The organism is Pseudomonas sp. FBCC-B1667 (assembly GCF_059133255.1).
In genome coordinates this window covers 5,371,236-5,395,985 of record NZ_CP101437.1, presented here as the reverse complement: position 1 = coordinate 5,395,985, position 24,750 = coordinate 5,371,236, and the positions used below count along the sequence as shown (strand labels likewise).

The following is a 24,750-nucleotide window of genomic DNA, read 5'->3' as shown; positions in this document are numbered from 1 at the left end:
TTTCTTGATGCCCGTTACGCCTTCCTGCTGTTTTTCTCTCCTTTTGCTCTTCAAGAGCTACCTGCCGGTCTCTGCCGGATAAAACGTTTGGCCAATGATTGTCAGCGCTTGCGAACTCGAATTATAGGCGACGCAGAAGATGGAACCGCTGCGCTTCTTTGTCAGTTTCGAATGCTTGAGCACGCTTTCTTTCAGCGATGTCTCCGAGTCTGCGCACGTCAGAAATACGATCACTTGCGCGAGGTTTTTCTGTGGAGGCTGAATGCTCTCCAGCAGCAAACTGAATGCCAACGGATGACCCGCTACGCGCGCATCGACGATGTGCAGATCCTTCAGCCGTTCAGGCAGGCAGACGTAATGCCGGGCCGGAAGATCAGGGGTGGAGGGAGTATTGTCCTTGCGACCTGCGCTTTTCATGACGGTTAAAAAGTGCTCTCCCTTCTCAAAATCAGAAGGCGCATAGAGCGACCGATAGTTGAAGTTGAGGGTCGCGAAAAATAGTAAAAGCAAATAAAACGGAAAGCTGATCAGGAACCAGATGTAAAGCGCTCGTTCTTCATCGCCGAGAAAAGGCAGTGAGACGGCCGCCGATGCTTCAGACAGTGTGGCGAATATTGCAATGATAGTCATGGGGTTGGTAATTTTGCATTTGGGTTTTTTCATGTTCGTTGCTCATTAGGGTATTAACTTTTTCTCGAAGGGTTAAAAGGTCGTTTGTTGAGGTGTTGGTTATATCGTGTGAAAGTTGGTGGTGGTGTAGTTGGGTAAGTCTCCAGTTTGGCATTGTAGTTTTCAGGCTTTGATGGAATGGCGCTATTGTTTGCTTGTCTATGGGATGTTTTGCTGGAAAGTATCGTGGTGTTGTCTGGTTTTTAAATGTGTCCTGAAATAAGGTTTGGATGTTTCTGAACGTAATTTTTTTGTGTGAGTTTTTTTATCGAGGGGAACAACCTGCTTGGCTTTAAGCGTAGCTGAATTCTGATGGGATGTCCGAAGGCGCGCGCGTCATGCCTTGCCATTTTTTTATTGCGGTAATTCGATACAGAAAAATTTCCGGGTGGCAGACTTCGGGAGATTTGATACTTCGCAGGATGCAATTTGTTTTAAGAAATTTGTAGGACGAATCTTTTTAGTTTGTAAGAAATGTCTCTGGCTATGGGTGGCTGAGGGAGGCGGCATCCCACGGATGAAGTGACTAGGCTATTGTGCGGGCTCTAAAAATTCGAACAGCGAAATTGGACTTGCCCATGAATAAAGTGCTGATCGTGGATGATCACCCCGTCATTCGTCTAGCGGTACGTATGCTAATGGAGCGCCATGGCTACGAAGTCATTGCAGAAACAGATAACGGCGTGGACGCATTACAACTTGCTCGCGAACTTATGCCTGATATTGTCATTCTGGATATTGGAATACCCAAACTGGACGGGCTAGAGGTCATTGCGCGACTGACATCGACGGCGATGCCACTTAAAGTGCTGATATTGACGTCGCAGGCGCCGGGGCATTTTTCCATGCGTTGCATGCAGTCGGGGGCTGCAGGCTATGTCTGTAAACAACAGGACCTGACTGAGTTGCTCAGTGCAATAAAAGCCGTACTTTCAGGCTACAGTTACTTTCCGAATCAAGCGTTGCATACCGTACGGTCAAGTCTTGGTAACGCCAGTGAAGCGGATATGGTGGATCGTTTGTCCGGACGCGAAATGATGGTTTTACAACAGTTGGCCAGAGGAAAGACTAATAAGGAGATTGCCGATGGAATGTTTCTCAGTAATAAAACCGTCAGTACCTACAAAACCCGCCTGTTGTTGAAGCTTAATGCTCGCTCCCTGGTTGACCTGATTGAACTGGCTCAACGCAATGGCCTGGTATAAGTGCCACCCACGTCTGATGAAGCCGTGCTTATCAGCGATTGGCGCCTAGTAAAAAGCCTCCGTTTCGGGAGGCTTTTAGGTGTTACAGGTCAAAATCGTAATCGGCCAATTGCTTTTGCAGTCGGCGCTCCTCCAGCAAATTGTCGATGGTGCGACGTTTGCTCAGGTTGGTCTTTGCCACTTCCACCACCGGTTCAGCGTCATCAGCCTCAACGGGTGTGAAGTCGTCTTCTACGTCCAATTGCTCTTTGCCAGTGCTCATAGGTCAACTCCAGGCTAAGACTGCCTTTGGCGCCCCTTATATCGATAATCTCCCGGCGGGTAAAAAAGATTTTTTCAATCGATACATCAATAATTTTAATAGCGCCTCAATCATCCGAAGTCTTTTGCTTGTATTCGCACAGGTCCTCGATCCGGCAGCTGCCGCAGCGGGGCTTTCGGGCCAGGCAAACGTAGCGCCCGTGAAGGATCAGCCAGTGATGCGAGTCGAGCAGGTATTGCTTGGGAACAAACTTCATCAGTTTCTGTTCAACCTCGACGACATTCTTGCCAGGAGCAATGCCGGTGCGGTTGCTGACCCGGAAGATGTGGGTGTCCACCGCCATGGTCAGTTGGCGAAAGGCAGTATTGAGCAGCACGTTCGCGGTCTTGCGGCCGACGCCAGGGAGCGCTTCCAGTTCCTCGCGGGTTTGCGGGACTTCGCCGCCGTGGCGCTCCACCAGCAAGCGACAGGTTTCGATGACGTTTTTCGCTTTGCTGTTAAACAGACCGATCGTCTTGATGTATTCCGACAGCCCTTCGACGCCCAGCGCATAAATCGCCGCCGGGGTGTTGGCCACGGGATAAAGTTTGGCGGTGGCCTTGTTGACGCCGACATCGGTCGACTGAGCGGAAAGAATGACGGCAATCAGCAATTCGAAGGGTGACGAGTAAGCCAGTTCAGTCTTGGGTTCCGGGTTGTCTTCGTGCAACCGGCGGAAAATTTCCAAACGTTTTGCGGCATTCATGGACGATGCGTTTCCCTAAAAACAGTCAATCAATGTGAGGGCGTCGAGCGGGCCCAAGCCTGACGTGCAGCGATCAACACTCCCAACAGGATGAACCCGCCGGGGACTAGCGTGGCGAGGTGCAGGCCAGCGTTGCCTAGGAGCTCTCGCAGCAGGCCCAGGCCCAACATCAAGGCGCCAAACAACGTGCACAGACGCCTGCGATCAAGGCGTGGGCTCTGGAAGAAACCGTTGTATTCCAGCACAACGCATTGCAGGGCGATCAGTCCTGCGTACAGCGCCACAGGCTGGTGCCATTGAAGTGATAAGACTTGTGCGGCCAATTGCGCGCAACTGGTGAGCGTGGCGGCCAACAGTATGCTGGCAAGCAAGCGGGCGGAAGGAACCAGCCGCGAACGCAACGCCCACATGCCAACGCCATAAGCACTGATGACCATGAGGAACATCAGCCACAGTCCCAGCGCCGCCGTCCAGGAAGTCGTGGCGCCGAGCAGGGGGGCCAGCATCAGCGAGTTTTGCAGGGTCGACGACTTAGTCATGGACGCTACTCCCGATCAAGGATTTCCGCTGTTCATCGAAGTAGCGCAAGGCATCATGAATGGCGCTGATCACCGCCCTTGACGTAATGGTCGCCCCCGCCACCTGGTCGAATTGTCCCTGGTCCTTTTTCAAGGCCCAGCCCGTGTCGCCGGGGTCGATGCGCGACTTGCCGGTAAACGTTTGAAGCCATGCGTTCGGCCAGTCGGCGATCTTGCCGCCCAGCCCCGGGGTTTCCGATTGCTTGAGGGTTTTGACCCCCAACAACGTGCCGTTGGCATCGATGGCAATCATCAACTCGATTTTGCCTTCATAGCCTAGCGTCTGACTGCGCAGCAACACCGCGCTCGGCTGGCCGGCCCTGGTCGCCAGGTAGCCGCCCAGCAGCGTACTGTTGGCCAACGGGATGTTGGTGACAGCTAGTGGATGTTCCAGCGGCTGATTGTCATAGCTTTGCACCGGTAGCAGGTCCAGCAGGTTTCGACTGTCGATCCGCCGTTGTTCTGCAGTAATGCGCGGTGCGCTGGCGAAATGCGCGAGGTAGGTCGCGCCGATTCCCAGTCCGGCCAGCAGCATCAGAGTCAAGACACTAGACGCTCGGCTCATGGGCTTACGGGCTCCTGCCGGGACGCAATAAAACGCTCCAGCGCCGGTACGCAAAGGTTCATCAGCAGCACGGCAAATGCCAATCCGTCCGGATAGCCGCCCCAGGTCCGTATCAGGTAAGTCAGCAAGCCAACGCCCACACCGAAGAGCAATCGGGCACCCGCGCTTTTTGCCCCGGACACCGGTTCCGTGACAATGAAAAAAGCCCCCAGCATGGTGGCGCCGGTGAGCAGATGAAACAGCGGTGAGCCATGGGAGTCGGAGCCCGAACCGTTCCAGCACAACAGGCTGATGACAAACAGGCTGGCGAGCATGCCGACCGGCGCATGCCAACTGAACACCCGCCGTTGCAGGAGAAACGCGCCACCGGCGAGAAAGGCCAGGTTGACCCATTCCACGCCGCGTCCGCCGAAATGGCCGAACGCCGGGTTGCCGGCGAAGAGTTCGTCCATGGTCAGGCTTTTATTGATGCGCAGGCTGTCCAGCGCGGTGGCCTGGGCCCAGGCGTCTGGTGTCGCGCTGAGGTTGAAGCCGAATATCTGTTGCAGGCCGTCGAGCAAGGCCATGCCGTGGGAGGACGGCCAATGCGTCATTTGCTGGGGAAAGGTCACCAGCACCAGGGCGAAACCGAGCATCGCCGGGTTGAACGGATTCTTGCCGACGCCGCCATACACCTGTTTGCCGAGCAGTGCGAACGCCGCCGCACACACCGTCAGCCACCATGGGCAATACGGTGGCAATGCCAACGCCAGCAACGTCGCACTGACCAGCGCGCTGCCATCGCTCAACGTCGGTTTCAACGGTCGCTGGCGCAGTCGTACCACAGCGCCTTCAACTGCCAGCGCGGTGGCGGCCGCCAGCATCAGGTTGATCAGGACGCCCCAACCATAGAGCCAGAACAACGTCAGCAGCCCTGGCATGGTGGCCAGCAACACCAGTTTCATGGCCTGCTGGAGGCGTTCGTCCACCGATTCAAGGGCTGACATAGGCATCCACCAGGCGCTGCGCTTCAAGCAGCCGCGCGCGGGCCTTGTCGATCGATTCGCTCGGGGTGTCCGCACCTCGTTCGAGTTTGCTGACGTCGGCGCGGGCGTAGGCCAATTCGGTTTTCAATTGTCGAAGCTGGTTGTCGATGGGGCGTTTTTCGATGCGTGTCAGGTCCGGCGTCGGTTGTTCACTCGCCGCTTCAGCGACGTGCAAGGCCTGTTCGGCCTCGTTGAGTGCGCGTTGCAGAGTGTCGATCTGTTCGGTCGGTGCTTCGTTGGCCTGGGCTTTCTTGAGTTCGGCGCGGCGCATGGCCAACTGGATCTTCGCCCGCTTCAAGTCGGCGTCCTTCGCCGGGGCAACCTGCCTCGGGGGCGTCGCTGAAGTGCTTTCCAGTTGCGCCAAAGCCTGTTCGGCGGCCTCGAACTGTTGTTGCAGCACGATCAGTTGCGCCTGCTGCTCGAACGTCGGTGGATGCCCGAAGGCCTTGAGCGATTTGTTGAGTTGCGCCCGACTCATCGCCAGATCGATTTTGGCTTTTTTCAACACCGCATCAGCGTTAGCGGCTTTCTGCCCGCGCACGCGTTCAAGCGCCGCTTGTACCGGATCAGTCGTCGTTACTTCACTGTGCGTAACGGCACGTTGGGCGCGTGCCTGGCGTTCTGCGATTTTCTGTTGTTCCTCGCGCTGCAAGCGGGCGTTGCGTTGTTCGAATCTGCGCCGTGCATGGTTGCGCTTGGCGGCGCGAGCCCGTTGCTCTTCAAGGCTGAAGGCCAGGCCCCCGACAATCGGCAGCACCGTGGCCAGCGGTAACGTCCGCATCTCGATGCAATCCACCGGGCAGGGCGCTACGCAGAGGTCGCAACCGGTGCATTCATCGATGATCACCGTGTGCATCAATTTGGCCGCGCCGACGATGGCATCCACCGGGCAGGCCTGGATGCATTTGGTGCAACCGATGCATTCGGCTTCGCGAATATAGGCAATCTGCGCCGGGGCTGAACCGCGACTGGTGTCCAGTTCCAACACCGGTACTTTCAGCAGCTCGGCCAATGCCGCAATGGTTTCGCTGCCGCCGGGCGGGCACTTGTTGATCGGCTCGCCGCTGGCGATGCCTTCGGCGTAGGGTTTGCATCCGGGGTGGCCACACTTGCCGCATTGCGTCTGCGGCAGGAGGGCGTCGATGCGTTGAATCAGACTCATGTTTTGATCAGTCCGCTAAATCCGAGAAATGCCACTGCGATCAGTCCGGCGCCGATCAACTGAAGCGGCAGGCCACGAAAGGGCAGGGGAATATCGTTATCGAGTGTGCGCTGGCGCAAATCACTGAACAGGCTCAGCACCAGCCAAAATCCCAGCCCGGCGCCGAGGCTCAGGAAGGTGGCATGAAAGAATCCCTTGTCGTCCTGAACATTGAGCAACGTCAACCCGAGCACGCCAGCGTTGCCCAAGAGAAGCGCCCAGAGCCTGTCGAACGACAGTTTTGGCAGTGCCCGCGACAGCGCTTTCAACAACGGTGCAATCAACAAAATGCTTAAGGGCAAGAACACGAACAGGCGCAGCGACGTCAGCTCCAGCGGCACCAGCAGCCAACGGTCAGCGATATAGCCCAGCGTGCCAACCAGCAACATCAAACAGGTGGTTGCAATGCCCAGCGCATGGACTTGCCGATGCTCGTTACCCAGCAGCGGATCGGCGCCCAGCGGCCAGTGCAACACGACATTGTTGATCAGGGCAGCGCTGATAAGCGTAAGCAGTATCTCGGTCATGATCGTGCCGGCAAGAACGGGGGCTTTTAACGAGTGGTCTGAAAAGCTTAGGCATTATCCGGCAAGGACGGAGGGTGGGCCAGATATGAAAATCCCACAGTCGCGTCAGGCACGACTGTGGGATCGGTCTACCGCACAACCTTACTTGATGCGCTGACCCGGCTTGGCGCCGCTATCAGGGCTGAGCAGGTAGATTTCTTCACCGCCAGGACCGGCCGCCATGACCATGCCTTCGGAGATGCCGAATTTCATTTTCCGTGGCTTGAGGTTGGCGATCATCATGGTCAGGCGACCATTGAGCTTAGACGGGTCCGGATAAGCGCTCTTGATCCCGGAAAACACATTGCGTTGCTCGTCACCGATGTCCAGGGTCAGGCGCAGCAGCTTGTCGGCGCCTTCCACGTGTTCGGCCTTGACGATCAGCGCGACGCGCAGGTCGATCGCAGCAAAGGCGTCAAATTCGATTTCCGGCGACAGCGGATCCTTGGCCAGTTCGCCATTACCGGCCGATGCAGCTTCACCGGTGTCGGTTGCGCTGGCAGTCAGGTCTTCTTTGGACGCGTCGCTCATGGCTTGCACTTTTACCGGGTCGATGCGGGTCATCAACGGCTTGAATTCGTTCAGCTGATGGTTGCTGAGCAGGGTCGCGTGGTCGTTCCAGGTCAGCGGCGCGACATTCAGGAACGCTTCGGCGTCGGCGGCCAGCAACGGCAGCACGGGCTTGAGGAAGATCACCAACTGGCGGAACAGGTTCACGCCCAGCGCGCAGATGGCCTGGACTTCGTCCTGCTTGCCTTCCTGTTTGTTCAACGACCACGGTGCCTTGTCGGCGATCCAGGCGTTGGCGCGGTCGGCCAGGCCCATGATTTCACGCATGGCCCGGGCGAAGTCGCGAGCCTCGTAAGCCTCGGCGATGCTTGGCGCAGCAGCCAGGAACGCGTCGGTCAGCTCAGGCGCGGCATTACCGGCCACCAGCACACCGGCGTTGCCTTTATGGATGAACCCGGCGCAACGGCTGGCGATGTTGACGACTTTGCCGACCAGGTCCGAGTTGACCTTCTGCACGAAGTCTTCGAGGTTCAGGTCCAGGTCGTCGACGCCTCGGCTCAGCTTGGCCGCGTAGTAGTAGCGCAGGTATTCCGGCGACAGGTGATCCAGGTACGTCCGGGCCTTGATGAAGGTGCCACGGGACTTGGACATTTTCTGACCGTTGACGGTCAGGTAGCCGTGCACGTTGATGCCGGTCGGTTTACGGAAACCCGCGCCTTCGAGCATGGCTGGCCAGAACAGGGCGTGGAAGTTGACGATGTCCTTGCCGATGAAATGGTACAGCTCGGCCGTGGAGTCCTTGCCCCAGAACGCGTCGAAGTCCAGTTCCGGCGTGCGGTCGCAGAGGTTCTTGAAGCTCGCCATGTAACCGATTGGCGCATCCAGCCAGACGTAGAAGTACTTGCCCGGCTCATCAGGGATCTCGAAGCCGAAGTACGGTGCATCGCGGGAGATGTCCCACTGTTGCAGGCCGGCGTCCAGCCATTCGGCGATCTTGTTGGCCACGGCGTCTTGCAGGGTGCCGCTGCGGGTCCAGGTTTGGAGCATCTGCTGGAAGTCCGGCAGCTTGAAGAAGAAGTGCTGGGAATCCTTGAGTACCGGGGTGGCGCCAGAGATCGCCGACTTCGGATCCTTCAGGTCGGTGGGCGCGTAGGTCGCACCGCATTTTTCGCAGTTGTCGCCGTACTGGTCTTCAGTGCCGCATTTCGGGCAGGTGCCCTTGATGAAGCGGTCGGCCAGGAACATTTTCTTTTCCGGGTCGAAATATTGCGTGATCGAGCGCTGGGCGATGTGCCCGGCGTCGCGCAGTTTCAGGTAAATCTGGCTCGACAGCTCACGGTTTTCTTCGGCGTGAGTGGAGTGGAAGTTGTCGAAGTCCACCAGGAACTCGGCAAAGTCGGCGCTGTGTTCAGCCTGGACGTTGGCGATCAGTTGTTCCGGGGTGATGCCTTCCTTTTCCGCGCGCAGCATGATGGCCGAACCGTGGGCGTCGTCGGCGCAAACATAAATGCATTGGTTGCCGCGGTGCTTCTGGAAGCGCACCCACATATCGGTCTGGATGTATTCCAGCATGTGGCCAAGATGGATCGAACCATTGGCATAGGGCAGGGCGCTGGTGACGAGGATCTTGCGTGGCTCGGACATGGGGCTCGGCTACTTGATGAAACGGAGGTCGGCCACTATAAAGCGCCGGCGCATATTTTTCATCCCTATGGCCACAGGAAAGCGTTCGCAACAATTGATCTTCAGGCATGCCGATAGCAGAGCAGAACGGTTAGGATACCCGCCTGATTTTCCAGTCTTGCTATCGGAGTTGCCCATGAGCGCCGTCAATCGCGCAGCGGTGGAAGCCGTCCTTCGCCAATACACCGACCCTTACCTGAACCAGGACCCGGTCAGCGCCGGATGCGTGCGCACTATCGACATCCAGGGCGATCGCGTCAGCGTCCAGCTGGAGTTGGGTTACGCCGCCGGCCTGTTCAAAAGTGGCTGGTCGCAGATGCTGCAAATGGCTATCGAAGGCCTGGACGGCGTGACGACGGCCCGTGTCGACATCACCAGCGTGATTGCCGCCCACAAGGCCCAGGCACAGATTCCGGGGCTGGCGAACGTGAAAAACGTGGTGGCCGTGGCGTCCGGCAAGGGCGGCGTGGGCAAGTCCACCACCGCCGCGAACCTGGCGCTGGCGCTGGCCCGTGAAGGCGCCAAGGTCGGGATTCTCGACGCGGACATCTACGGTCCGAGCCAGGGCATCATGTTTGGTATCCCCGAAGGCACCCGACCCAAGGTCAAGGATCAGAAGTGGTTCGTGCCGATCGAGTCCCATGGCGTTGAAGTGATGTCGATGGCGTTCCTGACCGATGACAACACGCCGATGGTCTGGCGTGGGCCGATGGTGTCCGGTGCGCTGCTGCAACTGGTGACACAAACGGCGTGGGGCGACCTTGATTACCTGGTCATCGACATGCCGCCAGGCACCGGTGACATTCAGCTGACCCTGGCGCAGAAAGTCCCGGTCGCCGGTGCCGTGATCGTTACGACCCCGCAAGACCTCGCGTTGCTAGACGCGCGCAAAGGCGTGGAGATGTTCCGCAAGGTCAACATCCCGGTGCTGGGCGTGGTGGAAAACATGGCCGTGCACATCTGCTCCAACTGCGGGCATGCCGAGCATCTGTTCGGTGAGGGCGGAGGTGTGAAGCTGGCCAACCAGTATGGCGTCGAACTGTTGGCCTCGTTGCCGCTGGCGATGGCCATTCGCGAACAGGCCGATGGCGGCAAGCCAACGGTGATCGCCGAGCCGGACAGCCCGATTGCGCTGGTGTACCAGGAACTCGCCCGCCACGTCGGCGCGCGGATCGTGTTGCAGGAAGCGGCGTCGCCGGCAATGCCGAACATCACCATCAGCGACGATTGATCCACTGAAAAAATGCGATCCCCTGTGGGAGCGAGCAGGCTCGCTCCCACAGTTGTTCAGGGGGGTTAGATCCGCAACCCGCCATCCATTTCCAGAATCCGGCCGGTGTAGTAGTCGTTCTCGAAAATGTACGCCGCCGAATGGGCGATCTCTTCCGGTTTGCCCATGCGCTTGAGCGGAATACCGGCCGTCATCTTCTCCAGCGCTTCAGGCTTCATGCCCAGCGTCATCTCGGTTTCGATAAAGCCCGGGGCAATGCCCGCCACGCGAATGCCGTAGCGCGCGAGTTCCTTGGCCCAGGTCACGGTTGCTGCCGCCACGCCAGCCTTGGCCGCCGAGTAGTTGGTCTGGCCAACGTTGCCGGCACGGGAGATCGAGGAGATATTGATGATTGCGCCGCTGTTGTTCAGCTCGACCATTTTTGCCGCGACTTCACGGGTGCACAGGAACACGCCGGTCAGGTTGACGTCGATGACTGCCTGCCATTGGGCCAGGCTCATCCTGGTCATTTCGCCGTCCTTGACCTTCAACAACAGGCCGTCGCGCAGTATGCCGGCGTTGTTGATCAGGCCGTGGATCGCACCGAAATCGTCGGCAACCTGGGCGACCATGTGGGTCACTTGCTCTTCATTGGCGACGTTGCACAGGTAGCTGCGCGCCTCGACGCCCTTGGCCTTGCACGCGGCGACGGCGTCGTCGAGCTTTTCCTGGTTCAGGTCAACCAGCGCCAGCTTCGCGCCTTTACCCGCGAAATACTCGGCCATCGAACGGCCTAAACCCTGGCAACCGCCAGTGATAATGATTACTTTGTCAGTGAGTTGCATTTGCATGCCCCAATAGCAGGTCAGAGTGGTTTCCTAGTAGAGGGCCTCTCGATCTGCACCTGATGTGGCTTGGCTGCACATGAGAACTGCCCGATGGCGTTCTGGATACTTATCCCCAGGCGCCTGTCCGTTTTTTCGACGGATTCTATTTAAGGAGTCATAAATTGAGCGTAGAAGCGGCCAAGAATGCCCGAGAATTGCTTCTCAAGGAATACCGGGGAGTGCTTTCGACCCACTCCAAATCGATGCCGGGTTATCCGTTTGGCTCGGTGGTTCCTTACTGCCTGGACGAGCAGGGCCGGCCGCTGATCCTTATCAGCCGCATCGCCCAGCACACCCATAACCTGCAGAAAGATCCAAAATGCTCGCTGTTCGTGGGCGAGCGTGAGGCCGATGACGTGCAAGCCGTTGGTCGGCTGACGTACCTCGCCGAAGCAGAAAAGCTTGAGGACGAGGCGGCCATCGAAGCGGCCGCCGAGCGCTACTACCGCTATTTCCCGGAATCGCAGAGCTATCACAAGGCTCACGATTTTGATTTCTGGGTGCTCAAACCTGTTCGTCACCGCTACATCGGCGGCTTTGGCGCGATTCACTGGGTCGATCACCTGACCCTGGCCAACCCGTTTGCCGGCAAGGCCGAAGTGAGCATGGTCGAGCACATGAATGCCGATCACGCCAACGCCATCGCGCACTACGTCGAACTGGCCGGCCTGCCGAAAACCGAACCGGCGCAACTGGCCGGCATCGACACCGAAGGCATGCATTTGCGCATCGGTCAGGCGCTGTACTGGTTGCCGTTTCAAGCACCTTGTAATACGCCGACACAAGTCCGGGAAGCCTTGGTTTTCCTGGCTCACGCCGAGCATTGGCCCAAAAAAGAAGTCGCCGACGCTTGAATTCACGAAAGGGCGACGTCATCTAAGGCTTACTGGCAAGGCATTCTTGCGTTGAGGAACCATTTGATGCGCCCTTTTTTATTGCTCTTTGTACTGTTTCCGGTGTTGGAGCTATTCGTATTCGTCAAAGTCAGTGGGGCCATCGGGTTTTTCCCGGCCCTGCTGCTGATCATTCTCGGCTCGATGCTCGGCGTGTTCGTATTGCGTATCGCCGGTCTGGCCACTGCACTGCGTGCCCGTGAAAGCCTGAATCGCGGCGAGCTGCCGGCCCAGACCATGCTGGAAGGCTTGATGCTGGCCCTGGCGGGCGGTCTGTTGATTCTGCCGGGCTTCGTCTCTGACGTGCTGGGCCTGATCATGCTGCTGCCGATTTCCCGTCGACTGCTGGCCAACAAAATGCGCCAGCGCGCCGAAGAGGCCGCGATCCGTCAGCGTGCATTCGCCGACGACCTTCAGCCACGAGGCGGTCCTGCTCCACGCGAGCCGCTGGGCCGCGAGCCCAATGTGATCGAAGGCGAGTTCGAACACCGCGACACCCAATAAAACGTTTCACCTGCACGGCACCTTCGGGTGCCGTGTCCGTTTTGGGGCATCGATGCAAAAAATTTCGATCCCTGCCCTTGTAATAAGCTTATGCGCCCTTATGTAACGGTCACCGCAAGGTTTCTGGCGATCACGCCGGACAGACTTCCGCGTCTCGCTTGTCGAGCCGCACCCGGCACCGCCGGATTTGTTAAACCCGCCGGGAATACACCGGCCGATGAAAACCACAATTAGGAGAGATCGACAATGAAGCTTCGTCCTCTGCATGACCGCGTCGTCATCCGTCGCAGCGAAGAAGAAAAGAAAACCGCTGGCGGTATCGTCCTGCCAGGTTCGGCTGCCGAGAAAGCCAACAGCGGCGAGATCCTCGCTGTCGGTACCGGTAAAGTGCTGGAAAGCGGTGAAGTGCGTGCACTGGCCGTCAAGGTTGGCGACAAGGTTGTGTTCGGTCCTTACTCCGGCAGCAACACTGTGAAAGTCGACGGCGAAGACCTGTTGGTAATGAGCGAGAACGAAATCCTCGCCGTTATCGAAGGCTGATACCCCGCTCATTTTCCCGCTACTACAAAGTATTTAAGGAATATCGATCATGGCTGCTAAAGAAGTTAAATTCGGCGATTCCGCCCGCAAGAAAATGCTCGCCGGTGTGAACGTCCTGGCTGACGCAGTAAAAGCGACCCTGGGCCCTAAAGGCCGTAACGTGATCATCGAGAAGAGCTTCGGCGCTCCGACCATCACCAAGGACGGCGTTTCCGTTGCCAAAGAAATCGAGCTGAAAGATCGCTTCGAAAACATGGGCGCGCAGCTGGTCAAAGACGTTGCCTCCCGTGCCAACGATGACGCAGGCGACGGCACCACCACCGCTACCGTTCTGGCTCAATCGATCGTCAACGAAGGCCTGAAAGCCGTCGCTGCCGGCATGAACCCGATGGACCTGAAACGCGGCATCGACAAAGCGACCATCGCTATCGTCAAAGAGCTTAAAGCCCTGTCCAAGCCTTGCGCTGACACCAAGGCCATCGCTCAGGTCGGCACCATTTCGGCCAACTCCGACAGCTCCATCGGCGACATCATTGCCGAAGCCATGGAAAAAGTCGGTAAAGAAGGCGTGATCACCGTTGAAGAAGGCTCGGGCCTGGAAAACGAACTGTCGGTTGTTGAAGGCATGCAGTTCGACCGTGGCTACCTGTCCCCGTACTTCGTCAACAAGCCAGAGACCATGACTGCCGAGCTCGACGGTCCGCTGATCCTGCTGGTCGACAAAAAGATCTCGAACATCCGCGAAATGTTGCCAGTACTGGAAGCCGTTGCCAAAGCTGGCCGTCCTCTGCTGATCGTGGCCGAAGACGTTGAAGGCGAAGCCCTGGCGACTCTGGTTGTGAACAACATGCGTGGCATCGTCAAAGTCGCCGCCGTCAAGGCGCCAGGCTTCGGCGACCGTCGCAAGGCCATGCTGCAGGACATCGCTGTCCTGACTGGCGGTACCGTTATCTCCGAAGAGATCGGTCTGAGCCTGGAAAGCACTACCCTGGAACACCTGGGTAATGCCAAGCGCGTGATCCTGTCCAAAGAAAACACCACCGTGATCGACGGCGCCGGCGTTGAGACTGACATTCAGGCTCGCGTTCTGCAGATCCGTCAGCAAGTGGCTGACACTTCGTCCGACTACGACCGTGAAAAACTGCAAGAGCGTCTGGCCAAGCTGTCCGGCGGCGTTGCAGTGATCAAGGTTGGCGCGGGTTCCGAAGTTGAAATGAAAGAGAAGAAAGCCCGCGTTGAAGACGCCCTGCACGCTACCCGTGCAGCCGTTGAAGAAGGCGTGGTACCTGGCGGCGGCGTGGCACTGGTGCGCGCTCTGCAGGCTATCTCCGAGCTCAAAGGCGACAACGATGACCAGAACGTTGGCATCCAGTTGCTGCGTCGCGCTGTTGAAGCACCACTGCGCCAGATCGTTGCCAACTCCGGTGACGAGCCAAGCGTAGTCGTCGACAAGGTCAAGCAGGGTTCGGGTAACTACGGTTACAACGCTGCTACCGGCGAATACGGCGACATGATCGAAATGGGTATCCTGGACCCGGCTAAAGTGACTCGTTCGGCTCTGCAAGCGGCTTCGTCGATTGCCAGTCTGATGATCACCACCGAAGCCATGATCGCCGAGATCAAGGAAGACGCTCCAGCTGGCGGCATGCCAGACATGGGCGGTATGGGCGGCATGGGCGGCATGATGTAAGCCAGCCTTACCCCTGTATGAAAAAACCCCGCCTGCGAAAGCAGGCGGGGTTTTTTATTGCCCTCCTATCGGGCCAGTCGGGAGACCGCGTCGCCGCTGCCGCGACGAGGCTCACTCCTACAGTTTTTGATCAGTGTTTCAGGCGTTGACTGTTTTCGCCTTGGCCATCGATTCAACCTTGGAAGCCGGTCGGTAAAGTACGTAGTAATACGACGCCAGGCAAATCAGCCAGCAGAAAATCGCAGTCCACACGTTGTGCGAAAAGAAGTGCGCACCCTGCATCATCCGGCTAATCGAGAACACTGAACCCAAGGCGAAGGCGAAGATAAACGCCGCGCGTGCCATACGTGGACGACGGTCTCGCAGCACAAAGAACAGCGCAAACAGGGTGAAACCGGTGGCGGCATGGCCACCCGGCCAGCAGCGACCAGGTTTATTCGTGTGCGGGCGAGGGCTCAGCAATTCGCTGTAAGTTTCGTGACCGCCGAATTGCTCAAGGCTCCATGGGCATTGCACCGCCGTCACTGCTTTCATGGGGGTGACAAAGGAAGTGGCCAGGCCTAGCGACAGCACCAGACAACCCAACTCCCGCTTGAACGGCTTGAGCCTGTCCACGAAGAAAGAGGCGATAAAGCCGATGATCGCAAACACGGAAAAGGCGATGACCACCTGCTTGGCGCGGTCATGCAGGATGTCTTCCAGGAAATAGCTGTGGCGTCCAATGAAATCCCCTGCCACTGGATCGTAGAACAGCTTGGCGAGGTCCATGTCCAGGGACGTCAGTTCGAGCAGCACCAAAATGATCGCCGCGACGGCGGGAACACCCAGGCACACCCAGAGATTGAGCGGGCGCGAGGCAGGACGGACAACGGTTGATGACATGGGGGATCCTGAACAAAGGAAAAAACCCCGGGGCATCAGCCCGGGGCGATTCGGTTAACGTTCGCCGACTTGGCCGGCACCCTCCTTGGGCGCCTTCCAGCCAAGCAGCTGTTGCTTGAAGCCATAACTGGCCGTTTGGTAATAAGTAATCGCCCGGGTGATCAATGGATCACTGGCGGTGGCACGGGACTCGCGACTTTCTGTCAGCGCGTCATCATGCCGACGCAATCCTTGGCGCGGGCTAAGGATCGCCAGATCCTTACCGTCAAACAACCCCAGGTGTTGATAATTGCCAACCACCACGCGCGGCGGCAGTGGATTGTCCTGCAACAGGTTGCGACCGAAGAACGTCGATTCATAATCCAGATTCAGCAAACCCAACAAAGTAGGCGCGAGGTCGATCTGGCTGGCCAGTTGGGCGGTCTCTCGGGCTTCGATCAACTTCGGTGCATAAATAAACAGCGGAATCTGGTAGTTGGTGATCGGCAAATCTTCTTTACCGGCGCTGCCTGCGGTGTGGTCGGCGACGAAGACGAAGATTGTATTGTCAAACCACGGCTTTTTGCGCGCCTGATCGAGGAACTGACCAATGGCATAGTCGGTGTACTTCACTGCGCCGTCACGGCCATTGCCGGATTTGATGTCGATCCTGTTGTCCGGGTAGGTATAAGGGCGATGGTTGGACGTGGTCATCAGTTGCAGCAGGAACGGCTGTTGCTTCGCATAATCGGCGTCTGCCAGTTTCAGCGTCTGCGTATACAGGTCTTCATCAGCCATGCCCCAGGCGTTCTTGAAGTGAATCTCGGATTCTTCGACGCTGCTCTGGTCGACCACGCGGTAACCGTTGCCACCGAAGAACGCGTTCATGTTATCGAAGTAACCGCGACCACCGTAAACGAACACGCTGTCGTAACCCACGGCCTTGAGCTGTTGGCCGAGGCTGGCAAAACCGCTCTCACGGCCTATGCGCTTGACGATCGAGCGCCCCGGCGTTGGCGGGATGGCCAGCGTGATGGCTTCCAGGCCGCGATCCGTACGGGTGCCGGTGGCGTAGAAGTTGTTGAAATACAGGCTCTGCTGGCGCAGGGCATCGAGGTTAGGTGTCAGGTTGCGCTGGTCGCCATTGCTGCCCATGTACTTGGCACTGAAGCTTTCGATGGTCACCAGCACGATGTTGGGTGTGCGCAGGGTGCCGGGGTTATCGATGTCCCGACGGATGTCTTGCGGGTCCTTGCTGACAAAACGTGCATTGGGTTCGCTGAGCTCGGCCCGAATCTGCTGTGCGACAACATCGGCCGGCAGCGTGCTGTAGAACTGCGGGTAATCCAGATCGTTGTTACGGAACGCTGCGAAGAACTGGTACGGGCCATTGCTCGCCAGTTCATTCTGGTAGGCGTTACCACCCTGTGCGCGAGGTGAATCCTGGCTGAGCAGTTGCAAGCTCAAACCGGCGACGATCAATAATCCCAAGGCGTTGAGCAGACGCCCGCGTAATGACGGCAACGGGGCGTTCATCGCGGCATTGAAGGCCTTACGCAATACGAAGCTCAAGCCGACCGCCAGCACCGCGAGCAGGCTCAACAGTTTGCCGATTGGATAGGATTCGAGCAGGTTGTTCAGCACTTCATCGGAATACACCAGGTAATCGACGGCGATGAAATTGAAGCGCACGCCAAATTCATCCCAGAACAGCCATTCGGCCACGGCGGTGAACAACATGGCGAACAGGCTGACCGTCAGCAGGCCCTGAAGCAACCAGCGATGACCACGGCGGCGCCACAGCGCTGGCGGACACAGCAGCAAGTACAGGCCCATGGGCAATGCTGCATAGGCTATAAAGCCCAGGTCATACAGCAAGCCGATGCCGAACACGGACAGAAAACCGCTGCCGGCCTCATCCAGGTGAGTGAGGAGCAGAACCGTTCGGGTCAGGAAGAAAATCGCCAGCCAGGCGCCGGTCACCAGCAGAAGAAAGCGCACTGGCGCCGTCTTGATAAAGTCCATTGTATTTACCTTCCTTATTATCATTTGCGCGGGATTCTCTCCCGAATGCTGTCGAGAGGGTGTGAATCGACAGTGAAAAAGGTGTTAACCCTACCATTTGGTTGAAGCAATTGATTCTACGAAGTGAAACCCTATTCCTGAGCCACACTTGGCCTTAAGCTGCGCGGGCCAAGACGGCCGTTACTGTGTACGGAGGAGTGCCCATGCGAATTCTATTGGTTGAAGATAACCGCGATATCCTGGCCAATCTGGCTGATTACCTGGGCCTCAAAGGCTACACCGTGGATTGCGCACAAGACGGTCTGTCCGGCCTGCATTTGGCGGCGACCGAGCATTACGACTTGATCGTGCTCGATATCATGCTGCCCGGCATCGACGGCTACACCCTGTGCAAACGCCTGCGCGAAGACGCCCGCCGCGACACGCCAGTGATCATGCTCACGGCTCGCGACCAACTCGACGACCGGCTGCAGGGCTTCAAGTCCGGCGCCGACGATTACCTGATCAAACCGTTTGCCCTGTCTGAACTGGCCGCGCGGATCGAGGCGGTGATGCGTCGCGCCCAAGGTGGCGGTCGTCGCACGTTGCAGGTCGGTGATCTGGCCTACGACCTTGACACCCTGGAAGTGACCCGCGAAGGGCGACTGTTGAAACTCAACCCGGTCGGCCTGAAGTTGCTGGCCGTACTGATGCAGAAAAGCCCGCACGTGCTGCGCCGGGAAATTCTCGAAGAAGCACTGTGGGGCGATGACTGCCCGGACAGTGACAGTCTGCGCAGCCACGTCCATCAACTGCGTCAGGTGATCGACAAGCCGTTCGCCAAGCCATTGCTGCAAACCGTTCACGGTGTAGGTTATCGCTTGGCCGAGGGCCGTGATGGAGTTTAAGCAGAGCCTTGCTCAACGGATCATCATTGCCTTTGCGCTGATGAGCGCATTAGTGGCCGGTGCCTTTGCCATGGGCATTATCGCGACCGTGCACGTGGTGGAAGAAAAGCTGATTTCGTCTGGACTGGGTGGTGATCTGCAGCGATTGTTGCTGATGGACAGCATGTCGGACTGGAACCACCGCCCCGAGCCGGACCAACTGTTCTACTTCAGCGGCGGGGCAGGGGATTTCGAACTGCCCAAGGATCTGCGCAACCTCGATTCGGGTTTTCACGAGGTTTTCCGCGATCAGCTGTCGTATCACGCCATGGTCGAAATCGTCGACGGCCGTCGCTACGTGTTGCTTCAGGACCAAAGCGATTTCGAAGAGCGTGAGCGGGTGCTGTTTGCCGTGGTGCTGGTTGGCTTCGTCCTGAGCCTGGCGCTGGCGGTTTTTCTCGGCTGGGTTCTGGCGCGCAAAGTCATGGCGCCCGTGGTACGGCTGGCCCGTCAGGTGCGCCATCGCGATCAATTGCTGGGTCTGGCGCCGCCCCTGGCACCGGATTATGCCGCTGACGAAGTGGGTGAACTGGCTGTTGCCTTCGACGCCACCCTGGGGCGTTTGCGCCAGGCGCTGACCCGCGAGCGCTTGTTTACCAGTGACGTCAGTCACGAACTGCGTACGCCCCTGATGGTGTTGGCCAGTTCCTGTGAGTTGCTGCTGGAAAACCCCGGTATCGATCAGCGCGGCCGCGCTCAGGTCGAACGCATTGCCCGTGCCTGTGAAGAGATGCGTGAGCTGGTACAAACCTTCCTGATGCTGGCCCGCGCACAACGTGAAGACGCCAGCATGTCGCCACAGCAGAACCTGAAACAGGTGGCCGACGGGTTGCTCATGCTGTGGCGAGAACCCATAGAAACCAAGGGGCTGAGACTGATGTTCGAGCCCGGTCCATCGCCAACTACCTGTTACAACGCAACCCTCTTGCACGCGGTGATGGGCAACCTTCTGCGTAATGCACTGCATTACACCGAACACGGTTTCATCCGCCTGACACTCACGACCACAGGGTTCACGGTCGAGGACAGCGGGGTCGGGATTCCCGAAGAGAAGCGGGAAGCGATGTTCGAGCCTTTCGTGCGGGGCTCGGAAAAACGCGGCGAGGGCTTGGGGCTGGGTCTATCGCTGGTGCAGCGAATTTGTGAGAACCAGGGCTGGACCGTTAGCCTGACGACCATGGAGCCCAATGGCTGTCGTTTTCAGGTCGAGTTAAATGCAACGAATGCCGGTTGAATGAACGGTTGCAGTTGGATGGCCCTGAGCTATCGTTGATATCCTGTAAAACCTTGAAATAGTTCGGGGTTTCTATCAACGAAATTTTCACAAATGAATGACCTGACGCCGACACTAAGCTACCTAAGGTTGGTGACATCAGCATTTCAGGAGACCTGATGATGGACGGCCCGATCAAACTCGATTTTTCCGAAAAATACGACGATCAACACGCTAAGCGCTACCTGCAAAAACATCAGGACGGCCTTGGTCGCAAGCTGTCCCACTGGCGTGACGTACAGCTGGCGCGCAAGGCGCTGACGCTGGCCGGCGATCCCGGACTGGTGCTTGACTTGCCATGCGGTGCAGGGCGTTTCTGGCCAATGCTGGCGGAAAAAGCCAACCGTGCAATTATCGGTGCCGACAACTCCGAATCGATGGTGAAGATCGCTTGCCAGGCGCAACCCGCTGAGGTGGTAAAACGGGTACAACCCTTGCACACTTCTGCCTTCGACATCGCTTTGCCTGATAACGCCGTCGACAGCATTTTCTGCATGCGTTTGCTCCACCACATCGGTGAAGCCGAGCATCGACTGGCGATTCTGCGCGAATTCGAACGTGTCAGCCGTGACAGCGTGATCCTTTCGTTGTGGGTGGACGGTAACTTCAAGGCTTGGAAGCGCAAGCGTTCAGAAGCACGACGTGGGCAAGAAGGTTACCAAAACCGCTTTGTGTTACCCGCCGCAACGGTGGAAAAAGAATTCGAGCAAGCGGGCTTCCGCATTCAGGAAAAACTGGACTTCATACCGCTCTACGCCATGTGGCGCGTTTACGTATTACGCAAGAGGTAACAGGATGGCAGTGCAAAGTGCAGCAGAAACGGACGTCGCTCCAACGGATCGCTTCGACTATTTCTGGAATCAGCGCGGTGAATGGGTAGAAGAACCCAACGTTCGCCGAGGCGGGGAAAGTGGCGTGCAGCGCGTCATGGGCAGCGATGGACAACTGCTGTATGCCAAGCGCCAGACCGGCCATATTTATCGCAGCTGGCTGCACCCTTTTGGCCGTCCGACCGTGTTGCGCGAGCAAGATGCGCTGATCGGCCTGCGCAAGCTTGGCGTGCGGGTGCCTGAAATTGTTTTCTGCGGCGCACAGCGCGACCCTGTGCACAAATGGCGCGCTTTGCTGGTGACCAAGTCGCTGGATGGCTTCGAGGAAATCGAACACTGGTATGCCGGTGGCGGGCGGGAGCGCCATGGCGAGGCGGTGAACGATCGCGTGTTGAAGGATCTGGCCGAGAACCTCGCCCGTATGCACAAGGGGCGTTGGCAGCACAGCTGCATTTACATCAAGCACGTGTTCTTGCGCGTGACCGGCGAGGGTGAAGCGGCCAAGGTCGAAATCGCCTTGATCGATCTGGAGAAATGTCGACAGCGTATGACCGCTTCCCAAGCGGCCGCTCATGACATGAAGCAACTGCGTCGCCATTCGTCATTCACCGATGCGGACTGGAAAAAACTCGTCTATTTTTATGAGACGGCGTTTGGCAGCGCTATCAAAGGTTTATAGCGATGAAACTAGAAATTGCACGAGGTTTGTTTTTAGTAGGAGCCTTGGCAGTTGCTTCATTGGCGGTGGCTGCCTGGGAGCAGCCACGCACGCAAGTTCTCAGTTCAGCGAGCAGCGATGCTCACTGTCCATTACCACGCGCAGTCAAAGCCTCCGTTGCTGCGCAGCCTGACCATGATTTGTTGTTGCTCATGTTCGGGCTTGCCCAGGGAATGAGGCCGCAAAGTTGACCAGATTGAAGCCAAAATAAAGGCCTCGCATGTGCGAGGCCTTTATTTTGCCCAACACAAATCCTCTTGTAGGAGTGAGCCTGAACTGGCGATAGCGGTGTGCCAGTCACCAGTGAAATCGACTGATGCACCGCTCTCGCGAGGTTATACGGGTTCTTTAGGGTCGGGTTTGGCCAGCAGGGTGTAGATGCACGGCAACACAAACAACGTAAACAACGTCCCGATCGACATCCCTGTAGCGATCACCGTCCCGATATCAAACCGGCTCACCGCCCCCGCGCCCGTGGCAATGATCAACGGCACCATGCCAAACACCATCGCGGCCGTGGTCATCAGCACCGGACGCAGCCGAATCGCCGCCGCTTCTTCCACCGCTTCGCGAGCCGTCAGGCCTTTTTCCTTGCGCAGCAGGTTGGCGAATTCGACGATCAGGATCCCGTGCTTGCTGATCAGCCCGATCAGCGTCACCAGCCCGACCTGCGTGTAGATGTTCATGCTCGACCAGCCGAGGAACAGCGGGATCAACGCCCCGCAGATCGACAGCGGCACAGTCACCAGAATCACCAGCGGGTCGCGGAAGCTTTCAAACTGCGCCGCCAGTACCAGGAAAATGATCGCCAGTGCCAAGGCAAAGGTCACCCACAGCGCACTGCCTTCCTGAACGTATTGCCGCGATGCCCCGGCGTAGTCGACGGCGAAGCCCGCCGGGGCTTCTTCCCGGGCGATCTGCCGCACGGTGTCGAGGGCTTCGCCCATGCTGACCAACGGCACCCCTGAGAGGATGGCCGAGTTGAGTTGCTGGAACTGGTTCAGCTGTCGCGGTCGCGCTCGGTCCGTGACAGTGATCAGGGTGGAAAGGGCCAACAACTCGCCCTTGTTGTTCTTCACGTAATAGTTGTTCAGCCAGTCCGGGTTATCCCGGAAGGGGCGTTCAACCTGCGCGATAACCTTGTAGCTGCGGCCCTCGATGGTGAAACGGTTGATTTCCGCCTCACCCAGCAACGTCGCCAGGGTTCCACCGAGGTCTTGCATCGAGACGCCCATCTGAGCGGCTTTGGCGCGGTCGATATCGACCACCACTTCCGGTTTGTCGAAGGCCAGGTCGACGTCGACGAAGGCAAACTTGCCGGACTCCATTGCACGCTTTTTCACCCGGTCCATCACTTGCAGCAGCAACTCGTAATCATTGGCTGTGTTGATCACGAACTGAAACGGCAGGCCTTCGCCAGTGCCGGGCAGGGAGGGCAGGTTGAAGCCGAAGATCTGCAACCCGGCGATGCTCTCCAGTTTGCGCTGGACCTCGGGCAGGATTGCCATTTGAGTGCGGTGGCGTTCATTCCACGGCTTGAGCAGGAAACCGCCAATCCCCGACTGCACGCCGTTGAACCCATTGATCTGGAACGAGGAGTAATACTCGGGAAACTCCTTGAAAATGGTGATGAATTCGTCGGTGTAGGCGTTCAGGTAGTCAAGGTTGGCTGGTTGCGGGGCATTGGCCAACATGAAAATGATGCCCTGATCCTCGTCGGGTGCCAGCTCCGACTTGGTGAATTTGAGCAGCACCGGAATCAGGCAGAGCACGATTACCGCAAACACCAGCACCACCGGCCGGGTGTTCAGGGTGCCATGCAGTACGCTTTGGTAACGACGCTTGAGGCCCTCGAAAATCCGGTCGAGCCGGTGGGCCAGGCCTGTGGGGTTTTCGTCATGGCGCAGCAGGAGCGCACACATCATCGGCGACAGTGTCAGCGCAACCACGCCGGAGATCACCACGGCCCCGGCCAGTGTCAGGGCGAACTCCTTGAACAGCGCACCGGTCAGCCCGGTCAGGAAACCGATCGGCGCGTAGACCGCCGCCAGGGTGATGGTCATCGAGACCACCGGCATCGCAATTTCCCGGGCGCCCTCTATGGCCGCATCAAAAGGGGTCTTGCCTTCCTCGATGTGCCGGTGAATGTTCTCCACCACGACGATGGCATCGTCCACCACCAGCCCGATGGCCAGCACCATCGCCAGCAGCGTCAGCAGGTTGATCGAGTAACCCATCATCTGCATGAAGAACATTACGCCGATCATCGACAGCGGAATGGTTACCACCGGAATCACCACCGACCGCAGTGCCCCGAGAAACAGGAACACCACGACGATGACGATCAGCACCGCTTCGAACAGGGTTTTCACCACTTCGTCGATCGAGGCCTGGATAAACAACGTGGCGTCGTAGGCGATTTCACCCTTGAGGTTTGGCGGTAGCTGGGCTTCCAGGTCCGGCATGATCTTGCGCACTTCCTTGATCACGTCCAGCGGGTTGGCGCCCGGCGTGGCCTTGATGCCGATGTACACCGAGGGCGTGCCACCAAAGGAGCTGATGGTGTCGTAATTTTCCGCACCCATTTCAACCCGCGCGACATCGCTGAGCAGCACGCGGCTGTCACCGTCGACCTTGAGCGGAATCGCGCCAAAGGCTTCGGCGGACTTGAGCTCGGTATTGGCATTGATGCTGGTAACGACGTACTCGCCTTTCACTTCGCCAGCGGCGGAGAGGAAGTTGTACTGGCGAACTGCGTTGGTCACGTCGCTGGCGCTGAGGCCAAAACCGGCCAGCTTCACCGGGTCCAGCCACAGGCGCATGGCAAATACCTGGTTGCCGAGAATCTCCGCTTCGGCCATGCCCGGCAGGGTGGCCAGTTTCGGCTGGATGACCCGCGACAGGTAGTCGGTGATCTGCGGGTTGCTCAGCTCCTTGCTGAAGAAGCTGATGTACATGAGTGCCGAGGCGTCGGCCGCTTCCTTGCTCAGCACCGGGTCTTCGGCGTCCTGCGGCAACTGGTTTTTGACCTCGTTGGCCTTGGCCAGCAACTCGGTGAACAAGCGGTCGCTGTTGGAACCGATCCGGGCGTAGATCGAGATGACCGAGAAGTTCTGGCGACTGACCGACGTCATGTAGTCGATACCCTCGGCACTCGCCAGACTCTGCTGCATCGGTTGAGTGATGTAGCCCTGAATGGTTTCGGCGTTGGCCCCGGGGTACGCCGTGGTCACGGTGATCAAGGCGTTTTCCATTTGCGGGTATTGTCGCAATGGCAGCTTGCTCCAGGCCTGGAAGCCCAGCAGCACAATCAATAGGCTGACCACAGTCGCGAGGACCGGGCGGCGGATGAACGGATCGGTAAAAGCCATGGGGATTCCTTGA

At 58.0% G+C, this 24,750-nt stretch carries 24 protein-coding genes; 11 read left to right on the top strand and 13 right to left on the bottom strand.

Annotated elements, in window-relative coordinates; all coding sequences use genetic code 11:
* Positions 1–57 precede the first annotated feature (57 nt).
* Positions 58–663 carry a hypothetical protein gene (locus NL116_RS24935; protein ID WP_494374478.1) on the bottom strand — a complete coding sequence of 202 codons (606 nt, stop codon included), beginning with the start codon at positions 661–663 and terminating at the stop codon, positions 58–60.
* A 584-nt stretch (positions 664–1,247) separates the two neighbouring features.
* On the opposite strand from NL116_RS24935, the gene NL116_RS24930 reads away from it, so the two are divergent.
* On the top strand, positions 1,248–1,874 hold the full coding sequence (locus tag NL116_RS24930; RefSeq protein WP_007943575.1) for a response regulator transcription factor: 627 nt from the start codon (positions 1,248–1,250) through the stop codon (positions 1,872–1,874).
* 82 nt (positions 1,875–1,956) lie between these two features.
* Here the strand turns inward: NL116_RS24930 and NL116_RS24925 are convergent, their stop codons facing one another.
* The 8 genes from NL116_RS24925 to metG all read right to left on the bottom strand — a co-directional run bounded on the left by NL116_RS24925 (position 1,957) and on the right by metG (position 8,970).
* Entirely contained in the window at positions 1,957–2,136 is a 180-nt protein-coding gene (locus tag NL116_RS24925) for a PA3496 family putative envelope integrity protein (protein ID WP_007898493.1), read from the bottom strand.
* Between the two features lie 106 nt (positions 2,137–2,242).
* Positions 2,243–2,881, bottom strand: a complete 639-nt coding sequence (gene nth / locus NL116_RS24920; protein WP_494374477.1) for an endonuclease III — start codon at positions 2,879–2,881, stop codon at positions 2,243–2,245.
* Between the two features lie 29 nt (positions 2,882–2,910).
* Positions 2,911–3,420 (bottom strand): Rnf-Nqr domain containing protein, encoded by a 510-nt coding sequence (locus NL116_RS24915; RefSeq protein ID WP_494374476.1) that lies wholly within the window; start codon positions 3,418–3,420, stop codon positions 2,911–2,913.
* On the bottom strand, positions 3,413–4,024 hold the full coding sequence (locus NL116_RS24910; protein WP_494374475.1) for an RnfABCDGE type electron transport complex subunit G: 612 nt from the start codon (positions 4,022–4,024) through the stop codon (positions 3,413–3,415). The genes NL116_RS24915 and NL116_RS24910 overlap by 8 nt, the downstream gene beginning before the upstream one ends.
* Positions 4,021–5,010, bottom strand: coding sequence for an RnfABCDGE type electron transport complex subunit D (locus tag NL116_RS24905; RefSeq protein WP_494374474.1), 990 nt, complete (start codon positions 5,008–5,010; stop codon positions 4,021–4,023). Before NL116_RS24905 ends, NL116_RS24910 begins: the two co-directional genes overlap by 4 nt.
* Entirely contained in the window at positions 4,997–6,211 is a 1,215-nt protein-coding gene (gene rsxB, locus NL116_RS24900; protein ID WP_494374473.1) for an electron transport complex subunit RsxB, read from the bottom strand. The genes NL116_RS24905 and rsxB overlap by 14 nt, the downstream gene beginning before the upstream one ends.
* Positions 6,208–6,777: an electron transport complex protein RnfA gene (locus tag NL116_RS24895; protein ID WP_494374472.1), complete on the bottom strand. Its 570-nt coding sequence runs from the start codon at positions 6,775–6,777 to the stop codon at positions 6,208–6,210. Before NL116_RS24895 ends, rsxB begins: the two co-directional genes overlap by 4 nt.
* 141 nt (positions 6,778–6,918) lie before the next feature.
* Positions 6,919–8,970, bottom strand: coding sequence for a methionine--tRNA ligase (gene metG / locus NL116_RS24890; RefSeq protein ID WP_494374471.1), 2,052 nt, complete (start codon positions 8,968–8,970; stop codon positions 6,919–6,921).
* A 175-nt stretch (positions 8,971–9,145) separates the two neighbouring features.
* On the opposite strand from metG, the gene apbC reads away from it, so the two are divergent.
* Positions 9,146–10,240 carry an iron-sulfur cluster carrier protein ApbC gene (gene apbC, locus NL116_RS24885; protein WP_493142358.1) on the top strand — a complete coding sequence of 365 codons (1,095 nt, stop codon included), beginning with the start codon at positions 9,146–9,148 and terminating at the stop codon, positions 10,238–10,240.
* Positions 10,241–10,305: 65 nt separating this feature from the next.
* Here apbC and NL116_RS24880 read toward each other — a convergent pair whose 3' ends face one another.
* The gene (locus NL116_RS24880) at positions 10,306–11,064 is read right to left on the bottom strand and encodes an SDR family oxidoreductase (RefSeq protein WP_494374470.1); all 759 of its coding nucleotides are present in this window, start codon (positions 11,062–11,064) and stop codon (positions 10,306–10,308) included.
* Between the two features lie 164 nt (positions 11,065–11,228).
* Here NL116_RS24880 and NL116_RS24875 point away from each other — a divergent pair, with 164 nt between their 5' ends.
* From NL116_RS24875 to groL, 4 genes are all read left to right on the top strand, one after another.
* A complete protein-coding gene (locus NL116_RS24875) occupies positions 11,229–11,960 on the top strand; it encodes a HugZ family pyridoxamine 5'-phosphate oxidase (protein ID WP_494374469.1) in 732 nt (243 codons plus the stop codon).
* Positions 11,961–12,026: 66 nt separating this feature from the next.
* Positions 12,027–12,503 carry an FxsA family protein gene (locus NL116_RS24870; protein WP_494374468.1) on the top strand — a complete coding sequence of 159 codons (477 nt, stop codon included), beginning with the start codon at positions 12,027–12,029 and terminating at the stop codon, positions 12,501–12,503.
* Positions 12,504–12,749: 246 nt separating this feature from the next.
* On the top strand, positions 12,750–13,043 hold the full coding sequence (locus NL116_RS24865) for a co-chaperone GroES (RefSeq protein ID WP_494374467.1): 294 nt from the start codon (positions 12,750–12,752) through the stop codon (positions 13,041–13,043).
* A 49-nt stretch (positions 13,044–13,092) separates the two neighbouring features.
* A complete protein-coding gene (groL, locus tag NL116_RS24860; protein ID WP_494374466.1) occupies positions 13,093–14,733 on the top strand; it encodes a chaperonin GroEL in 1,641 nt (546 codons plus the stop codon).
* Positions 14,734–14,871: 138 nt separating this feature from the next.
* Here groL and NL116_RS24855 read toward each other — a convergent pair whose 3' ends face one another.
* Both NL116_RS24855 and NL116_RS24850 read right to left on the bottom strand, forming a co-directional pair.
* Positions 14,872–15,615: a phosphatase PAP2 family protein gene (locus NL116_RS24855; RefSeq protein WP_494374465.1), complete on the bottom strand. Its 744-nt coding sequence runs from the start codon at positions 15,613–15,615 to the stop codon at positions 14,872–14,874.
* A gap of 54 nt (positions 15,616–15,669) precedes the next feature.
* Positions 15,670–17,619, bottom strand: coding sequence for an LTA synthase family protein (locus NL116_RS24850; RefSeq protein ID WP_494374464.1), 1,950 nt, complete (start codon positions 17,617–17,619; stop codon positions 15,670–15,672).
* 203 nt (positions 17,620–17,822) lie between these two features.
* Here NL116_RS24850 and colR point away from each other — a divergent pair, with 203 nt between their 5' ends.
* The 5 genes from colR (at position 17,823) to NL116_RS24825 (ending at position 21,557) form a co-directional block, all read left to right on the top strand.
* The gene (gene colR, locus NL116_RS24845; protein WP_162439431.1) at positions 17,823–18,506 is read left to right on the top strand and encodes a two-component system response regulator ColR; all 684 of its coding nucleotides are present in this window, start codon (positions 17,823–17,825) and stop codon (positions 18,504–18,506) included.
* Entirely contained in the window at positions 18,496–19,779 is a 1,284-nt protein-coding gene (locus NL116_RS24840; protein ID WP_494374463.1) for a sensor histidine kinase, read from the top strand. Before colR ends, NL116_RS24840 begins: the two co-directional genes overlap by 11 nt.
* A gap of 161 nt (positions 19,780–19,940) precedes the next feature.
* Entirely contained in the window at positions 19,941–20,609 is a 669-nt protein-coding gene (locus NL116_RS24835) for a class I SAM-dependent methyltransferase (protein WP_494378128.1), read from the top strand.
* Between the two features lie 4 nt (positions 20,610–20,613).
* The gene (locus NL116_RS24830; protein ID WP_494374462.1) at positions 20,614–21,327 is read left to right on the top strand and encodes a lipopolysaccharide kinase InaA family protein; all 714 of its coding nucleotides are present in this window, start codon (positions 20,614–20,616) and stop codon (positions 21,325–21,327) included.
* Between the two features lie 2 nt (positions 21,328–21,329).
* Complete coding sequence (locus NL116_RS24825) at positions 21,330–21,557, top strand: hypothetical protein (RefSeq protein WP_494374461.1); 228 nt, start codon at positions 21,330–21,332, stop codon at positions 21,555–21,557.
* A 144-nt stretch (positions 21,558–21,701) separates the two neighbouring features.
* Here NL116_RS24825 and NL116_RS24820 read toward each other — a convergent pair whose 3' ends face one another.
* Positions 21,702–24,737 (bottom strand): multidrug efflux RND transporter permease subunit, encoded by a 3,036-nt coding sequence (locus NL116_RS24820; RefSeq protein ID WP_494374460.1) that lies wholly within the window; start codon positions 24,735–24,737, stop codon positions 21,702–21,704.
* Between the last annotated feature and the right edge of the window lie 13 nt (positions 24,738–24,750).

Coding starts and splice junctions, on each gene's coding strand:
- NL116_RS24935 (WP_494374478.1), bottom strand. CDS start 663: ATGAAAAAACCCAAATGCAAAATTACCAACCCCATGACTATCATTGCA.
- NL116_RS24930 (WP_007943575.1), top strand. CDS start 1,248: ATGAATAAAGTGCTGATCGTGGATGATCACCCCGTCATTCGTCTAGCG.
- NL116_RS24925 (WP_007898493.1), bottom strand. CDS start 2,136: ATGAGCACTGGCAAAGAGCAATTGGACGTAGAAGACGACTTCACACCC.
- nth (WP_494374477.1), bottom strand. CDS start 2,881: ATGAATGCCGCAAAACGTTTGGAAATTTTCCGCCGGTTGCACGAAGAC.
- NL116_RS24915 (WP_494374476.1), bottom strand. CDS start 3,420: ATGACTAAGTCGTCGACCCTGCAAAACTCGCTGATGCTGGCCCCCCTG.
- NL116_RS24910 (WP_494374475.1), bottom strand. CDS start 4,024: ATGAGCCGAGCGTCTAGTGTCTTGACTCTGATGCTGCTGGCCGGACTG.
- NL116_RS24905 (WP_494374474.1), bottom strand. CDS start 5,010: ATGTCAGCCCTTGAATCGGTGGACGAACGCCTCCAGCAGGCCATGAAA.
- rsxB (WP_494374473.1), bottom strand. CDS start 6,211: ATGAGTCTGATTCAACGCATCGACGCCCTCCTGCCGCAGACGCAATGC.
- NL116_RS24895 (WP_494374472.1), bottom strand. CDS start 6,777: ATGACCGAGATACTGCTTACGCTTATCAGCGCTGCCCTGATCAACAAT.
- metG (WP_494374471.1), bottom strand. CDS start 8,970: ATGTCCGAGCCACGCAAGATCCTCGTCACCAGCGCCCTGCCCTATGCC.
- apbC (WP_493142358.1), top strand. CDS start 9,146: ATGAGCGCCGTCAATCGCGCAGCGGTGGAAGCCGTCCTTCGCCAATAC.
- NL116_RS24880 (WP_494374470.1), bottom strand. CDS start 11,064: ATGCAACTCACTGACAAAGTAATCATTATCACTGGCGGTTGCCAGGGT.
- NL116_RS24870 (WP_494374468.1), top strand. CDS start 12,027: ATGCGCCCTTTTTTATTGCTCTTTGTACTGTTTCCGGTGTTGGAGCTA.
- NL116_RS24865 (WP_494374467.1), top strand. CDS start 12,750: ATGAAGCTTCGTCCTCTGCATGACCGCGTCGTCATCCGTCGCAGCGAA.
- groL (WP_494374466.1), top strand. CDS start 13,093: ATGGCTGCTAAAGAAGTTAAATTCGGCGATTCCGCCCGCAAGAAAATG.
- NL116_RS24855 (WP_494374465.1), bottom strand. CDS start 15,615: ATGTCATCAACCGTTGTCCGTCCTGCCTCGCGCCCGCTCAATCTCTGG.
- NL116_RS24850 (WP_494374464.1), bottom strand. CDS start 17,619: ATGGACTTTATCAAGACGGCGCCAGTGCGCTTTCTTCTGCTGGTGACC.
- colR (WP_162439431.1), top strand. CDS start 17,823: ATGCGAATTCTATTGGTTGAAGATAACCGCGATATCCTGGCCAATCTG.
- NL116_RS24840 (WP_494374463.1), top strand. CDS start 18,496: ATGGAGTTTAAGCAGAGCCTTGCTCAACGGATCATCATTGCCTTTGCG.
- NL116_RS24835 (WP_494378128.1), top strand. CDS start 19,941: ATGGACGGCCCGATCAAACTCGATTTTTCCGAAAAATACGACGATCAA.
- NL116_RS24830 (WP_494374462.1), top strand. CDS start 20,614: ATGGCAGTGCAAAGTGCAGCAGAAACGGACGTCGCTCCAACGGATCGC.
- NL116_RS24825 (WP_494374461.1), top strand. CDS start 21,330: ATGAAACTAGAAATTGCACGAGGTTTGTTTTTAGTAGGAGCCTTGGCA.
- NL116_RS24820 (WP_494374460.1), bottom strand. CDS start 24,737: ATGGCTTTTACCGATCCGTTCATCCGCCGCCCGGTCCTCGCGACTGTG.